Below are 14,798 nucleotides of genomic sequence, written 5' to 3' on the forward strand. Positions count from 1 at the left end.
GTATTCGAAGGAATAAAAACCAAATGAAGGTTGGAAATAACACGGTAATCTTTGCTGGGTCTCTACTTACACCAAACGACGAAGTTGCATTGTTTTCGATAAAAAACGACTTCGCGAACTTAGAAATTGCAGTTAAGTTTTCGAACCATTCGAACAATAGAGAACAACGTTTGAAAGTTGACAGAATAGACGGCGTTCCCACTATAGAATTGATCAATTGGAACAACAGCTTAGGGACCGCAACTACTGAACCACTTGAGTTGGGCGTAACGAACACTGGTCAGAGAATTCTCTTTCTATGCTCGAACAAAACAATCGGTAGTGTTAACGACGTCACTCTTCAGCTGATGCTGGAGGAAAACAAAAATGACTGACCAGATAAACGTCACTCCTACTTCCGTTCCTGTTGACAAAACATTCGACAACACAGGTCAAGAATTGATCTACGTTACTGTCGACAGATTAAGACTGGTTCTTACCGAACACAAAGAATGCGTAAGTGAACAAAGATCGCTTTGGGCACCGGTCGGGATTGGGGTTTCGATTCTAGCTGCCTTGGTAACCTCCAGTTTTAATCCAATATGGGGGATCCCTGCGGACAATATCCAGAGTTTCTTTGTCGGTTGCCTTTTCGTCTGCGCTTGGGTTGCGTTTTCTAGCATTTACAAAGTTGGGAAAGGATACCTTTCGGGCAAACGAGTAGGTGACATAGAAAGCGTGATTGAGAAATTGAAACCTGAGCTTCCTCCAAATGAGAAGGGAAAATAAGTACTTTGGCAAGTGTAAGATGGGTACTTGCACCCATAGTGTTTCTTTTGTCGAGCGAGTTGAAGGCACCTACTCTACTTCTTCTACTTCGCTATGAATCTTGGGCCTTGCCGGCATAGTGCCCCGCTTCACATGTTAGGTGAACGTGGGACACCCCAACACCACACGCGCCCTCAAAAAACCAAAATCTACTGCAATTCAAATTCCTTCAGTTTATTAATCAAACCAAGACCTGGCTTCCCTGTGGCAAGCTGGTTTGGATTTAACGATTAAGGATTTGCAATGGCCCGCCTTTATGACAGTCGAAAACGTGTTCTCGTAACCGGTGGGGCCGGGTTTCTGGGCTCGCATCTGTGCGACCGGCTTCTGGATCAGGGGCATGAGGTTTTGTGCGTCGACAACCTGTTCACCGGCACCAAGCGCAACATTGACCATCTGCACAACAACCCGCGGTTCGAGTTCATGCGCCATGATGTGACCTTCCCGCTTTTTGTGGAGGTTGACGAGATCTATAACCTCGCCTGCCCGGCCTCACCCGTGCATTATCAGCACGATCCGGTGCAGACGACCAAGACCAGCGTGCATGGCGCGATCAACATGCTGGGTCTGGCGAAACGTCTGAAATGCAAGATCTTTCAGGCCTCGACCTCTGAGGTCTATGGCGACCCGACGATCCATCCGCAGACCGAAGACTATTGGGGCAACGTCAACCCGGTTGGTCCGCGCTCGTGCTATGACGAGGGCAAGCGCTGCGCCGAGACGTTGTTCTTCGACTATCACCGTCAGATGGGGCTTGAGATCAAGGTCGCCCGCATCTTCAACACTTACGGCCCCCGAATGCACCCCGCCGACGGGCGCGTTGTGTCGAATTTCATCATGCAGGCCCTGACGGGCGAGGCGATCACCATCTTTGGCGACGGCACGCAGACCCGGTCATTCTGCTACGTGGATGATCTGATCGAAGGGTTCATCCGCCTGATGGACACCGGCAAGGAGGTCACCGGCCCGGTCAATCTGGGCAATCCCAACGAATTCTCGATGAACGAGCTGGCCAGCGAGGTGCAGGCGCTTGTTGGCGCGGAAACCCCTATCAGTTTCAGGGAGTTGCCCGAGGACGATCCGAAACAACGTCAGCCCGATATCACGCTGGCGCGGACCCTGCTGAACTGGGAACCTACAGTACAGCTGAAGGAAGGGTTGGACGCAACGATCCGGTATTTCCGGACGCTTCAGTCAGAAGGCGCAGCCGGATAACGCGTCTTGCCATGGCTCGGGGACCGGATCAGACCGCCGTGCCGATCAGCGCGACGCCAATCGCCATGAGGACCGCGGCGCCCAGGCGTCGCATCCAGTTGCCTTCTTTCAGGAAAATGAGCCCGATCAGCGCCGCAAAGATGACCGAGGTTTCCCGCAGGGCCGAAACCGCCCCAAGCGGCGCAAAGTTCTTGGCGTAAAGCACCAGACCATACGCTGTCATCGAAACCAGCCCACCCAAAAGGCCCGTCATCCATATTCTGACTGGCAGGTCTTTGAGGGTGGTGCGTTTCCTGACCCCGATAAACCCTACAATGAACAGGTGCAGAAAGGCCCCCCACGCCCAATAGCTGAGCGTATTGCCTGACAGCCGCACCCCAATCCCATCAACCACCGAATAGATCGAAATGCAGAACCCGGTTCCCAGCGCAAATCCCAGCGCGCTGCGCCCGACACCCGAACGCAGCGCCGCCCAGCTGCTCAGCTGAATGCCAACCGCGATTAAGGCGATCCCACCCCAGGCTTGCCAGGGCAGAACTTCGCCCACCAGCGCCATCGCCCAAAGCGAGACCAGTGCCGGAACAATCCCGCGTGCTATGGGGTAAACCACACTCAGATCGCCATGCTGGTAGGCCTTGCCCAGCATGAAGTAATAGCCGAAATGCACGACGGTCGAGAGCAGGATATAGACAAAGCTCTGCGTGTTCGGCAGCGGCAGCACCATCACCATAACCGCCGCCGGCAAGACCTGACCCAACGCGACCAGACCCAGCATGGTGGTGCGGTCCGCTGCCGTTTTCACGATGGCATTCCATACGGCATGCAGCAGCGCCGCCGACAGAATAATCAGAATGACGAACAGGGTCATACCCGAACCTTTCCCGCAGAATTCGTGCGTAAAAAGGGTCTTTGGCCCCATTTCACTTGGGCGTGGTGTCTGCCAAAACCGGGATTTTTGTCAAGCCGGATTCCAGTGGTCAAATTACCGCCACTGTTGGGGACGTGTCCGCAAGCCGTTTCCGGTCTCGTCCTGCACCCTTGTGCCCGGTAAGAAGTTACAACTGCACGTGATCCCGGTTGCAGGACGCGCATCACGTTCTAAGATCGGGCACATGAGTTTTGTGACAGACAACCAATTGCCCCTGCTAATCCTGTTTTTTCTGTCAGGATCGATCGGCACCGCCTTTTTGTTCCGCAAGCCAGCAGGGCACAGGGCATGGAAACTGGCCGATCTGGTCTGGGTCGTGCTGGGTGGCATCGGCGCATTGGTGGCTGTTCTGGCGGGGCTTTATACGTCGGACAGTTCGCGACTGGATCGCCAGATTGATGTAGCCTACGCCGCAACATTGGCATTCGACCGGGATGCCGCACGGTTTCGTCTGCGTTTCTGCGACCCTGCTTACGATCCTGACACGGCAGTGCTGTGCGACAAGGTTGAATTCCTGTCGGCATCAACTGCCAGCAACTCGGAATTGCCCCTGTTCATCGCCGTAACCAACGAAGTGGCCCCCCTGCAGGGCCTGCACTTCCTGTTCGGAAGTCAGGGCAAAGATGAAATGGACGAGCTGCGGGATATGACGGCAAAAGCTGATGCTTTCAATATCGACCAGTTCCTCGTATTCACGTCTCTGGACGACAAAACTCAGGTGGCCATCGACAACATGCGCCGTAAGGTACCCGCGATTGCCGGAGATTATCAGATCCTGGCACAAAGCTATGACGATCTGATCCAGCAGGTCGGCAAGTTGAAGGACGAATGGGAATACCTGCAGGCCAATGCCCATATTCTGGTTCTGCAAATCGTGGCGCTTTGTCTTGTTAGCTTTGCTGCCCCGTTTCGACTGGGAAAATCTTTGGTCGAATTGCGCCGGGCGCTCAACGTCGATAGCCCCGCGCCAACACCTGTGGATCAACCCCCAGAAAATAGCGCAGAAGTGTCCACAAGTTCCGCATGCCCCGTCGAGTCCAACCTGCCTGTTCATAGCGCTCCGCGCTCGTAAAGGCGCGCGACTCGAGTATTGCGATCCGTGGCAATGCGCGCACCAGCGCCACATCTTCCATCAAGGGTTGGTCCGGATACCCACCAGCCGCCAGATAGACATCACGCGGAACCAGCAACCCCTGATCTCCGTACGGTAAACCGAACAGCCTGCTGCGCAAATTGGCCCATCCGGCCACCCAGGTCGGCGCAAACCCACGCGCGCGAAAAGCCAACCGAAACGCAGCTGGTGCGTTGGAGGGTAGATGGGCGCTTACGCTCTCGGCCCATCCCTGTTGCAGCACGGTATCGGCATGAAGGATTAACAACCATTCACCATCAGCCTGCGCACACCCCCGGCGCAATTGACCGCCGCGCGACGGCTCACCTTTCAGAACAAGCGCGCCAACATCTTCTGCAATTCTCAACGTCTGGTCTGTTGAGCCTGCATCGCTGACGATCAGGTCCCTGATCAGCCCGGAATGCACCCCTTCCATCAGGGCTTCAAGGCACGCAGGCAAGGAACCGGCGGCATTCAAGGTTGGAATCACTACAGTGACGGGTGCGGGCACGTCCGATAACCTCTGGTCTTGACTGCGGGACTTCCTATATCACGAGGCCAAAGGCAATGACGAGGACCAAGCCATGCTCACCCGCCGCATCCTGCGCCTGACCGGCTCGGACACCGAAGACTTTTTGCAGGACCTTGTCACCAATGACGTTCGGGGGCTGGGCAATGGGCTTGTTTATACGGCGTTGCTTACTCCACAGGGCAAGTATCTGGCCGATTTCTTTCTGAAACGCGATGACGGTGGAGTGCTGCTGGACGTGGCCGAGCCTTTTGCAAATGACCTGATCAAGCGCCTGAACATGTACAAACTCCGGGCGGATGTAGTAATCGAAGGCACGGATCTACATCTGCAACGCGGCACTGGGCCAGCACCGGACACCGCCCTTCCTGACCCTCGTCACCCGGATATGGGTTGGCGCGATTACTCGACAGCTTCGGAAGGCGATGACGGAACCGACTGGGACGCGCTGCGCGTTCGACACTGCATCCCCGAGGCTGGGGTCGAACTGACGCCAGACAGTTATATCCTCGAATCCGGGTTCGAGGCGCTGAACGGCGTGGACTTCAAAAAGGGTTGCTATGTCGGTCAGGAAGTGACTGCGCGCATGAAGCACAAGACAGAATTACGCAAAGGCTTGCGGCGGGTCTTTGTCGAAGGCTCGGTTCCGGTGGGGACTGAGATTGCCGCAAACGGCAAACCTGTCGGCACCCTGTTCACGCAATCAGGCGGACACGGAATCGCGTATCTGCGCTTTGACCGTGCGAATGCAGACATGTTGGCCGGAGACGTCGTGGTTCGCCTGACGGACCAAGAATAACTTGTTGCCAAATCGGCACGGCCTTATCCGCCGTTTATCTCGTAAAGTTTGAACCCGTTACCCAGCCCTGCCAATGTGTCGGCACAGGGGCAACACGGATACCCGCATGTTTCAGCTTTACTCCGCGATTTGGCGCGCCAGCGCCGGACGGCAGATTGTCCTCATTCTGTTATCCATTGCCATTGCTGCGCTTGCCGCGGTTCCGCTTGAATTTCAACGCGATATTGTCAACCACCTTACGTCCAACGATCTTCATGTCGAAAAGCTGGTTCTGCTGGGCATCGGCATGATGATTGTCATCCTGCTAAGCCTCGCCCTGAAATGGGTTCTGGGTTTTCGCGCAGGGATATTGGGCGAAGACATGATCCGGCTGATCCGGCAACGCTTGCTCTGGCGCGCTACTGACCTGAAAGAAACGGGTGAAAACCTGCGCAAGGGCACCATGACGACCGCCATCTCGGCCGAAGCCGAGGAGTTGGGCAAGTTTGCCGGGGGCGCATTCTCGGACCCGGTGGTTCAGGTTGGAACGCTGATCAGCGTGATCGGGTACATATCCTCAACGCAGCCAGGCCTTGGCCTTATCGCGTTTTCCATGATTGTTCCGCAGATCATTATCGTTCTGGTGTCGCAACGCAAAGTGAACACGTTCGTCGCCGAACGCGTCCGCCTTTTGCGCAGCGCCACTGATAGGCTGACCACCGAGGATATCGATGCCGTCGAGCGGGATATCAATGCCCTGTTCGACGACATCTATGACACACGACGGCGCATGTTTCTTTGGAAGCTTTCGGCCAAGTTCCTGTTGAGCGTGATCAATGGCGCCGGAACCGTCGGTATTCTGATGTTGGGCGGTTATCTGGTGCTGCACGGCAAATCCGATGTCGGCACAGTGGTGGCCGCGACCAGCGGGCTTGGTCGGATACAGGGCCCGACCGCGTTCCTGATCGCCTTTTACAGACAAGTCAGTGCCAACCGCATCAAATACGAGCTGATGCTGGAACTATTCGGCCCGGACCCCGCGCATTACCGGTACCGCAACAGTGCATAAAAAAGACCGCGCAGCGGCTGTCTGCGCGGTCTGATATTAAAAGCGACGAAACGTCACGCGCGTTCGGAATATTCCATGGTTTCGGTGTTCACGATGATCATTTCATCCTGACCGATGAACGGCGGCACCATGACTTTCACGCCATTGTCCAGAATTGCAGGCTTGAACGAGTTCGCGGCGGTCTGACCTTTTACGACCGGCTCAGTTTCGACGATCTTGCAGGTCACTTTCTGCGGCAGCGTCGCGTTCAGCGCTTCACTTTCGTAGAATTCGACAACAATCGTCATGCCATCTTGAAGGAACGGACGACGCTCGCCCAGCAAATCCGCTGGCAATTCAATCTGTTCGTATGTTTCGGCATCCATGAAGACCAGCATGCCATCGGTTTCATACAGGAACTGCTGATCCTTCTGCTCAAGGCGCACACGCTCAACCTTGTCAGCTGAGCGGAACCGTTCGTTCAGTTTTGAACCATTGCGCAGGTTGCGCAGTTCGACCTGCGCGAAAGCGCCGCCCTTGCCGGGCTTCACATGGTCAACCTTGACCGCGGCCCAAAGGCCGTCGTTATGCTCAAGCACATTGCCGGGGCGAATTTCGTTCCCATTTATCTTGGGCATTACATAAATCCTTCACAAACGGTTGATGCGTCAGTTGCGCCTCCTATATCTGGCGGGAACATACCTGACAAGACAACCAAACCTAGTGCTGCAGGTGCAGCGAGATATGCAAGTGACGCAACGCAACTATGCATATTAGCTGTATCCGAATCGCACTTTATCGGTCATAAGGACCGTCACGCCGAAAATTGCAAGAGCAAGAAAAACAAGGAAGACGAGATGAGAGATTTCGTTGACGGCACTGCCTTTAACAACGAACAAGGCAATCGTGCTCGCAAACTTTTCGCGGCCGTTGTGTTGGCTGCACTCGATGACGCTATTGCCGATGACAAGAAATATGGCAATGGCCCGGAACAAATCGCCCGTTGGGCGCGCTCGCGCGATGGACGCGAAGTGCTGTCTTGCGCGGGAATCGACCCGAACGAACGGGTTGTCAGCGGACTGATGGAGTTCGTTGGCCGTGGCGTGCGGACCTCGGTCGCGCTGTCGCGTGAAGAAAGCGAGCGTCGCAATGCCGCTCAGCAGGCTGAAGCTGCCTGATCCAAGGCTGTTTCAACTCAGAAAAAACGCGCTCTGCCATCAGAGCGCGTTTTTCTATGCGTATCCCACCACGATCCCGGGCGTCAGGATGAGTTCGGGGCTTCCCCTGCCCGCCCAAATCAGGTCATCTGCGCCTTGACAGGTAGGAGACAATCCATGGTTCGCGCCATCATGATTCAAGGCACCGGCAGCAATGTCGGAAAATCCGTTCTGGTGGCGGGGCTTGCGCGGGCTTTTACACGGCGGGGTCTTCGGGTTGCGCCCTTCAAACCGCAGAACATGTCGAACAATGCTGCTGTTACAGAAAACGGTGGGGAAATCGGTCGCGCACAGGCCCTTCAGGCACGGGCGGCAAGGCGGGCGACGCATACGGATATGAACCCTGTATTGTTAAAACCTGAAACTGATACCGGCGCGCAGATCATTGTTCAGGGGCAGCGCGCGGGCACCATGAAAGCCGGTGATTACCGCAAGGATAAATCCAGACTGCTAAGCGCCGCACTGGAAAGCTTTGACCGGCTGTGCAACGACGCGGATCTGGTTCTGATCGAAGGGGCGGGCAGCCCGGCCGAAACAAACCTGCGCAAGGGTGACATCGCCAATATGGGCTTTGCCTGCGCTGCGAACATACCTGTAATACTTGTCGGCGACATTCACCGCGGCGGTGTGATCGCACAGATCGTTGGCACTCAGGCGGTTCTGGACGACGGCGATCTTGCGCGAATTCGGGGCTTCGCCGTCAATCGGTTCAAGGGCGATGTGTCCCTTTTTGACGAAGGGCGCGATGATGTTGCCTCTCGTACTGGGTGGCCCTGTCTGGGGGTCGTGCCATGGTTTCATGACGCCTGGAAGCTACCGGCCGAAGATATGATGGACATCCGTTCTCACACAGGCGGCACCTGCAAGGTTGTTGTGCCACAGCTTGAACGGATGGCGAATTTCGACGACCTTGACCCATTGTCGGCCGAACCCGGTGTGAGTGTCGAGATCATTCCAGCCGGACGCGCATTGCCGGGCGATGCCGATCTGGTTTTGCTACCGGGCAGCAAATCCACCATCGGAGATTTGGCCTATTTCCGTGCACAAGGCTGGGACATCGACCTGTACGGTCATGTTCGGCGCGGCGGGCATGTGCTGGGTCTCTGTGGTGGCTTTCAGATGCTGGGCAAGACCATTTCCGACCCCGATGGCGTAGACGGTCGACCGGGTAAGGTCGACGGGTTGGGGTTGCTGGATGTGGACACAGTCATGGGAGGACAAAAGCAAGTTGTCCTGCGTACGGCCCATGCGTTGCCGGGCCGAGAGCCGGTCACCGGATACGAAATCCACATGGGCCATACAAACGGGCCGGATTGCACCAATGCATGGCTTGAGGTCGAAGGCCGCCCTGAAGGCGCGGCCAGCGCAAACGGGCGGATCAAGGGAAGCTATCTGCACGGTATCTTTTCGTCCGACGCATTCCGGGCGCGGTATTTGTCAGCGTTAGGCGTGACCTCGGACCTGTCCTATGAGGACGGCGTCGAGCAGGCGCTGAACGATCTGGCCGATCATCTGGAGCGCCACATGGACCTTGACCTGCTGCTCAGCCTCGCGCAGCCTCCGCACCGTGGCTGAGAGTTACTCCAGATCCTGAGCCGCAAGAGCGCGGGCGATCTCTCGCCTGACCATCTTGCGCACATTTCGTGTAATCCGCTCACCCATCGTTCCTTGCAGCTCGGCGCGGACAACCTCTGCGATCAGGGTGCGCAGAGCGTCTTCATCCATGTCGATCGTCCTGACGTTTTCGTCGGAACCAGGTTCTTCGGCATCAGCATCAGACACAACAGCTTGAGACGACCGGATGAATTCCGCCTGATAAGGTGCGTCTTCGTCCTGCTGAACCGCGTCTGGTTCTTCGCCACCGGCAGCATCAATCGACATCGCAGCGGCAAATTCTTCTTCGACATCCCATGGCAGCGCGTGAGACGGTGTGCCCGAATATGCATCCTGGCTGTCACCGTCCGGTTCCCACTGATCTTCTGTTTGCGCAATGGCCGCTTCCAGCGCTTCGATCTTTGCACTCAGGCTGCTTGTTGCATCATCCGCCGCGACGCGTTTCGTCTCGGCTGTTTCTGGCTTGTCCTGGTCGGCGTTCGCGGGTTGACCCGTCTGAACGATATCGCAGGTGCGCAGCAACATCGGCTTCGCAGCATCTGAAACTTCGGCTTCTGATACAGCTTTAGCGGGAATCACCCCCAATTGATCTGGTGTGCTGATCCGCAAAGCATCTGTAAGCACCAGCCGCCCCGGCTTGCGTGCCTTAGTCGTTTGATCCGCGACGGTTTTATCACGACTGTCTTCACTGACCAGACGTTTGACCGAAGACAGAACGTCTTCGATCCCTGCTTTCACGACATTATCAGACATTGTTCTCTACCGCTCTATCCTTGGATCGAGTGTAGCCAAACAATCCGCGCCTCACAACAGATAGTATTGGCGATCAGTCCCGGCGCAATGCTTTGAGAACGCGATCCAGATCCTTGCTTTGCTTGCTGACCTGTGCCGGCGCATTCTTGACCAGATTGTAATACAAAGTTGGATCATAGATTTGCACCGCCAGCCCAAGACGCTCGGCTGTCAGAAGGCCCTGCGCCTGCAACAACTGATAGGCAGCCCGCGACCGTTCGGTGCGCGAAGCGACTTCTGCCAGCTGCGCATCCAGCAAATCCTGCTGCGCATTCAATACATCCAGAGTTGTTCGCGCGCCCAGTGTTGCCTCTTCCCGGATGCCATCAAACGCCACCTGTGAGGCGTTAACACGCTCGGTTGACGCCCTCAGACTGGCGCTGGCCGCCTGAAACGCCGCATAACGGTCGGTCACACCCTGCGTGATGTTCTTTTGAACGTTCAGAAGATTCGCACGCGAGGCATCCCGGCTGGCCATTGCGCGGCGCACATTTGCCGCCAACCGGCCACCCGCGTAGATGGGTTGTGTGAAGTTCAGCGACACGGTGGCGTCGTTCACATAGTCATTATTGTCATAGCGCTCGGACACGCCAGCATCGGCATTCAGGCTGACATTCGGCCCAAGGTTTGCCCGTTGCTGCTGCACGACCAGATCAAACGCCCTGACCTGATGCTGCGCCGACAGAATGGCTGGGTGGTTGCGCTGCGCCAGATTCACAGCTTCAGCTTCGGAACGCGGCAGATTGGGCAGGCTCGGCTGACCAGCCGTTCGCCCCGGTGCCTTTCCGACTGCGTTCACGTATTCGGCCTGCGCAATGCTCAACTCGCCACGTGCCACCGCCAGATCCGCCTGAGAGCTTGCCAGCTGTGCTTCGGACAATGCGACGTCCGTGCGGGTTACTTCGCCCACTTCGAAGCGGTCATTCGACGCCCTAAGTTCCTCTGCTGACACATCCACGTTGTTCTGGCGGATCGCCACGGTCTCTTCCTGCAACAGGACGCCCAGATAGGCATTTGCTGCGCGAATAAGAACCTGTTGTTCGATATCAATCAGGGTTTGCCGGGTAGACAGCACCGTTTCCTGCGCCGACTGCTTGCCCAGCACAGACGCGCCGCCATCGTACAAAAGCTGGCTCAGCGTCAGGCCCGAAAAGAATCGCGACGGTTCGTTTGTCGTCACGACGTTATTGACCCGCGACCGGGTGTAATCCTGGCTGACCTGCACGGTCCAGTTGATGATTGGTCGCAACGCAGAAAGCGCAATGGCCACATCTTCATCCGCCGCGCGCAGCAACGCCCGGTTCTGTTCAAGCAAACCACTGGTGTTATACGCGCCGATGAACGCATCCGTTATGTTGTCTGCCCACGCTGCACGCCCTGGCATCACGCTCATGGCAAGTCCTGCGGTCACAGCAAACGCCCTGACCAGCTTACCTGTCGCCGAACCACGCATACCAAAATCCTCTCAAACGAAATTACACTGCCCTGCAGGCAGTTTGCGGCCTTCTTTTCAACTAATCAAGGCGATAGAAAAATCTATCGGCGGACTATAGCGAAAATGCACACTCTGCCGAAAAACCTTCCAGAACCGGCGCATTGGCATTGAACACATCACGCCAACTGACGCGACCACCGGTTTTTCGACCGATCCGCACGGTGCCCAGGTTGCCGTTGACAAACAGACACACGATCCGACCGTGATCCTTGAGTTGATCCAACAGGGCATCAGGCACCTGCTCGACACCGCCCTGCACCATGATTGCATCATAGGGACCGTGTTCCGCCACACCCTGTTCCAGCGCGCCAACGTGAATGATAGCGTTAAGCACTTCGGCTTCGGCCAAAAGGTTTTGCGCCTCGGTTGCAAGGGTTTCGTCGCATTCAACACCCACGACCAACTCAGCCATCCGTGCGGTAACAGCCGTGGAATACCCCATTGCCGGAGCGATATCTAAGACCATCTCATCCTTGGATATGTTCAACACGTCCAGCATTTTAGCCAGGGTCCGCGGCTCCAGCATGCTGCGCCCGCCACCCAGATCAATCAGGCCGTCCACATAGGCCGCCTCGCGCTGAGAATCGGGTACGAAGCTTTCGCGCGGAACACTCAGCATCGCCTCAATGATCGGGAACTTGGTGACGTCAGACGGGCGGATCTGCGTATCAACCATTGTGCGGCGCCGGGCTGCGAAGTCAGTCATTGGATATCTCGTCTCATTCCCAAAGATGTCGGGCTTGTGCCATATCCTGAACCTTCCAGCAACGCCCCTGTTGCCGCAACCTGAATCTTGATCACCTCCTTGGGCGTGGACGTCGGCAAATTTCGATCTTGCCGGCAATTTCGCGCGCAATCCACTGGACGCCCCAGAGGAAAGCTGTTAAAAACCCAATCACACCACGGCAAGTATTTGATTTTACTTGAAAAGGCGAGTTGGCGGAGTGGTGACGCAGCGGATTGCAAATCCGTGTACACCGGTTCGATTCCGGTACTCGCCTCCACTTTTGAAGCAAAAACAAATGGTTAAGATGGATCTATCCATCATACCCCCTATTGCCCCCAACTTACCTCAGTTCTTAAACCTCGTTAGCTTCGCCCATTCCATGAGTAATGAACAATAGCGACAAAGCAGTACATGAGAGGCAAACATGGCTTTGCGATTTTCCTTCTCGCAACAGACCACTGAGACCAAATTTACATGAAAGTGGTTACTTTTCAAAATATTAAAGGAAGATAGCACCACGATTGCAAGATCGGTGTCACATTGATCATTTGCGTGTTTGTTGAATCTACAGAGAAACGGGTAACCGACATTCAGCTTGTTTGATGTGCAAGTAGCAAGTAAGAACATACTAAGAACAGGTAACCGAACTCCTACACGTGCTTGATCTACCAACAAACACGTGATTCTATGGTTGGAAAAGGGCTAGTTAATGCTGTCATCTGTAGAGCTGTGCGCTGGTGCGGGCGGCCAAGCGCTCGGCTTGGAGAGGGCCAAATTTGAGCACACTGCGCTCGTCGAAATCGATAAGCATTGCTGCGCGACTTTACGGCATAACAGACCTGGGTGGAATGTCATTCAAGATGACATTCGAGTGTTTAAAGAGCGGGCAATGGACTTTAAGGGCGTTGACCTGCTAGCAGGCGGTCTCCCTTGCCCCCCGTTTTCAGTTGCTGGCAAGCAACTTGGAGAACAGGACGAGCGCAATCTTTTTAATGATGCGATTGATATCGTCGACGCAGCAAGACCACGCGCAATAATGATTGAGAATGTACGGGGCTTTTTGGACGCCGTTTTCCATGACTACCGTGAGCGCTTGAAAAAGCAGCTTAAGAAACTAGGGTACCATACTGACTGGCGGCTGCTAAACGCTTCGGATTTTGGCGTCCCCCAGCTCAGACCTCGCGTAGTTATTGTTGCCGTTGAATCTAAACGCTCTGATTTTTTCGATTGGCCCGAGGCCAATCCGCATAATCCGCCGACAGTCGGTGAAACACTATGCGATATGATGGCCGCTCGTGGCTGGCGTGGCGCAGAAGACTGGGCGAAATCCGCAGATGAAATTGCTCCAACGATCGTTGGCGGTTCAAAAAAACATGGTGGCCCCGACCTCGGGCCAACACGTGCACGACGAGCATGGGCTTCTCTTGGTGTAGAAGGTCGAACTATTGCACCTGAAGCACCTGACCCATTCCATAGCGGGATGCCTCGCCTTACAGTGCCGATGGTTGCGCGCATTCAGGGTTTTCCAGATGATTGGCATTTCACAGGCGCAAAGACCAACGCATACAGACAAGTAGGCAACGCCTTTCCGCCACCTGTTGCACACGCAGTGGGTGATCAAGTCTCGAAGGCGTTGAAAAGACGTACTTTGAGATCGTTGGCTAGCTAGTCGCTTTTATTTTTTTCGCTCAAAATCTTTTATTATTCGAACATGATCTTCGGGTAGGTCACGCCAGTTTTTCAGTGCGTAAAACGATTGCACACCTTTTTCGTCTCGCTTCTTTGATACCTCTATTTTCAAACCGATAGGCTCATAACGAAGCTCCCGCAAACGCTTTCGCCAATCGAGCTGTTGCTCTTTCGCATTTGCAACAAACTCTATTGCGTAAGCAGGTACCGGATTCGGCATATGTAGCCTCAAAAAACGTGCAATTCTTTCGTGCACTGACTCGAAATTAATGACTTGCTCCATCTCCTTGTCGTCAAACGAAGCAAAGTAGTTTCGCTTGCCGCGATTACATGCTTCACACAATGCCCACAGGTTTTCGAGAGTAGTTGGTCCACCCCAACTCTGAGGTATTCTATGGTCTGCTTGAAGCTTTATTCCGTCGTCCGAAATTGTCTTTCCGCACATCTGGCAGCGCCCATGCGCGGCATGCAAAACAGCAGCACGAAGCCTTTCTGATACCTGCCCGGAATCTACCGTAGGCGTCGACTTTCTTTTGCCTAGCGTATAGATTGATACACCGCCTTCGACGTGTCGATTCAAATCATAGTACTTACGGATTTCACGCACACGCCTATTGAAGTGCTCCTGAGTCTCAGCATCGGCATCGAGAATATCACGCATCTGAGCCATGCTCAGGCCGCTTGAGCTCTTCTTCAAAAGCGCCAACGCCTTACTGGCTATATGCCCTAGTTTTATCGGTTCTTCTTTCGACATGCCGTACTGTTCATCGGGTGCGGGGTGAGGTCAAGCCATCTAGTTCGCTGCGCGAAGCACACCTATAAATTGTGAAGCTAAACCAAATAGGTTG

15 protein-coding genes, 1 tRNA gene and 1 pseudogene are annotated in these 14,798 nt (G+C 55.1%); 10 read left to right on the forward strand and 7 right to left on the reverse strand.

Features of this window, described 5'->3' with window-relative positions:
* The first annotated feature begins 23 nt into the window (after nt 1–23).
* From ACR0M9_RS04180 to ACR0M9_RS04190, 3 genes are all read left to right on the forward strand, one after another.
* Nucleotides 24–374, forward strand: coding sequence for a DUF6864 domain-containing function (locus tag ACR0M9_RS04180; protein ID WP_480772893.1), 351 nt, complete (start codon nt 24–26; stop codon nt 372–374).
* Nucleotides 367–768 carry a hypothetical protein gene (locus ACR0M9_RS04185; RefSeq protein ID WP_152457479.1) on the forward strand — a complete coding sequence of 134 codons (402 nt, stop codon included), beginning with the start codon at nt 367–369 and terminating at the stop codon, nt 766–768. The genes ACR0M9_RS04180 and ACR0M9_RS04185 overlap by 8 nt, the downstream gene beginning before the upstream one ends.
* 282 nt (nt 769–1,050) lie before the next feature.
* Nucleotides 1,051–2,022, forward strand: a complete 972-nt coding sequence (locus ACR0M9_RS04190; protein WP_480564092.1) for a UDP-glucuronic acid decarboxylase family protein — start codon at nt 1,051–1,053, stop codon at nt 2,020–2,022.
* A 28-nt stretch (nt 2,023–2,050) separates the two neighbouring features.
* Here ACR0M9_RS04190 and ACR0M9_RS04195 read toward each other — a convergent pair whose 3' ends face one another.
* Entirely contained in the window at nt 2,051–2,890 is an 840-nt protein-coding gene (locus ACR0M9_RS04195) for an EamA family transporter (RefSeq protein WP_480772894.1), read from the reverse strand.
* A gap of 244 nt (nt 2,891–3,134) precedes the next feature.
* Between ACR0M9_RS04195 and ACR0M9_RS04200 the strand changes: the two are divergent.
* Nucleotides 3,135–3,890: pseudogene (locus tag ACR0M9_RS04200) on the forward strand (hypothetical protein); the annotation flags it as partial.
* A gap of 7 nt (nt 3,891–3,897) precedes the next feature.
* Here ACR0M9_RS04200 and ACR0M9_RS04205 read toward each other — a convergent pair.
* Nucleotides 3,898–4,572 (reverse strand): TIGR04283 family arsenosugar biosynthesis glycosyltransferase, encoded by a 675-nt coding sequence (locus ACR0M9_RS04205; protein ID WP_480538169.1) that lies wholly within the window; start codon nt 4,570–4,572, stop codon nt 3,898–3,900.
* Nucleotides 4,573–4,645: 73 nt separating this feature from the next.
* Between ACR0M9_RS04205 and ygfZ the strand changes: the two genes are divergently transcribed.
* Nucleotides 4,646–5,389: a CAF17-like 4Fe-4S cluster assembly/insertion protein YgfZ gene (gene ygfZ / locus ACR0M9_RS04210; RefSeq protein ID WP_480564086.1), complete on the forward strand. Its 744-nt coding sequence runs from the start codon at nt 4,646–4,648 to the stop codon at nt 5,387–5,389.
* A 106-nt stretch (nt 5,390–5,495) separates the two neighbouring features.
* Complete coding sequence (locus ACR0M9_RS04215; RefSeq protein ID WP_480772895.1) at nt 5,496–6,437, forward strand: ABC transporter transmembrane domain-containing protein; 942 nt, start codon at nt 5,496–5,498, stop codon at nt 6,435–6,437.
* A gap of 53 nt (nt 6,438–6,490) precedes the next feature.
* On the opposite strand, the gene efp is transcribed toward ACR0M9_RS04215, so the two are convergent.
* Nucleotides 6,491–7,054 (reverse strand): elongation factor P, encoded by a 564-nt coding sequence (gene efp, locus ACR0M9_RS04220; RefSeq protein WP_209503361.1) that lies wholly within the window; start codon nt 7,052–7,054, stop codon nt 6,491–6,493.
* 219 nt (nt 7,055–7,273) lie between these two features.
* Between efp and ACR0M9_RS04225 the strand changes: the two genes are divergently transcribed.
* Nucleotides 7,274–7,594: a DUF6280 family protein gene (locus tag ACR0M9_RS04225; protein WP_037310273.1), complete on the forward strand. Its 321-nt coding sequence runs from the start codon at nt 7,274–7,276 to the stop codon at nt 7,592–7,594.
* A 156-nt stretch (nt 7,595–7,750) separates the two neighbouring features.
* Complete coding sequence (locus tag ACR0M9_RS04230; protein ID WP_480772896.1) at nt 7,751–9,208, forward strand: cobyric acid synthase; 1,458 nt, start codon at nt 7,751–7,753, stop codon at nt 9,206–9,208.
* Nucleotides 9,209–9,211: 3 nt separating this feature from the next.
* Here the strand turns inward: ACR0M9_RS04230 and ACR0M9_RS04235 are convergent, their stop codons facing one another.
* From ACR0M9_RS04235 to ACR0M9_RS04245, 3 genes are all read right to left on the reverse strand, one after another.
* Nucleotides 9,212–10,000, reverse strand: coding sequence for a hypothetical protein (locus ACR0M9_RS04235; RefSeq protein WP_480772897.1), 789 nt, complete (start codon nt 9,998–10,000; stop codon nt 9,212–9,214).
* A gap of 73 nt (nt 10,001–10,073) precedes the next feature.
* The gene (locus ACR0M9_RS04240; RefSeq protein ID WP_209503355.1) at nt 10,074–11,492 is read right to left on the reverse strand and encodes a TolC family outer membrane protein; all 1,419 of its coding nucleotides are present in this window, start codon (nt 11,490–11,492) and stop codon (nt 10,074–10,076) included.
* Between the two features lie 94 nt (nt 11,493–11,586).
* On the reverse strand, nt 11,587–12,240 hold the full coding sequence (locus ACR0M9_RS04245) for a protein-L-isoaspartate O-methyltransferase family protein (protein WP_209503353.1): 654 nt from the start codon (nt 12,238–12,240) through the stop codon (nt 11,587–11,589).
* Nucleotides 12,241–12,464: 224 nt separating this feature from the next.
* Between ACR0M9_RS04245 and ACR0M9_RS04250 the strand changes: the two genes are divergently transcribed.
* Nucleotides 12,465–12,538: transfer RNA gene (locus tag ACR0M9_RS04250), tRNA-Cys, on the forward strand.
* Between the two features lie 432 nt (nt 12,539–12,970).
* Nucleotides 12,971–13,930: a DNA cytosine methyltransferase gene (locus ACR0M9_RS04255; RefSeq protein ID WP_480772898.1), complete on the forward strand. Its 960-nt coding sequence runs from the start codon at nt 12,971–12,973 to the stop codon at nt 13,928–13,930.
* A gap of 6 nt (nt 13,931–13,936) precedes the next feature.
* Here the strand turns inward: ACR0M9_RS04255 and ACR0M9_RS04260 are convergent, their stop codons facing one another.
* On the reverse strand, nt 13,937–14,704 hold the full coding sequence (locus tag ACR0M9_RS04260) for an HNH endonuclease (protein ID WP_480772899.1): 768 nt from the start codon (nt 14,702–14,704) through the stop codon (nt 13,937–13,939).
* Nucleotides 14,705–14,798 lie beyond the last annotated feature (94 nt).

It is taken from the genome of Ruegeria sp. CH2 (assembly GCF_056537065.1).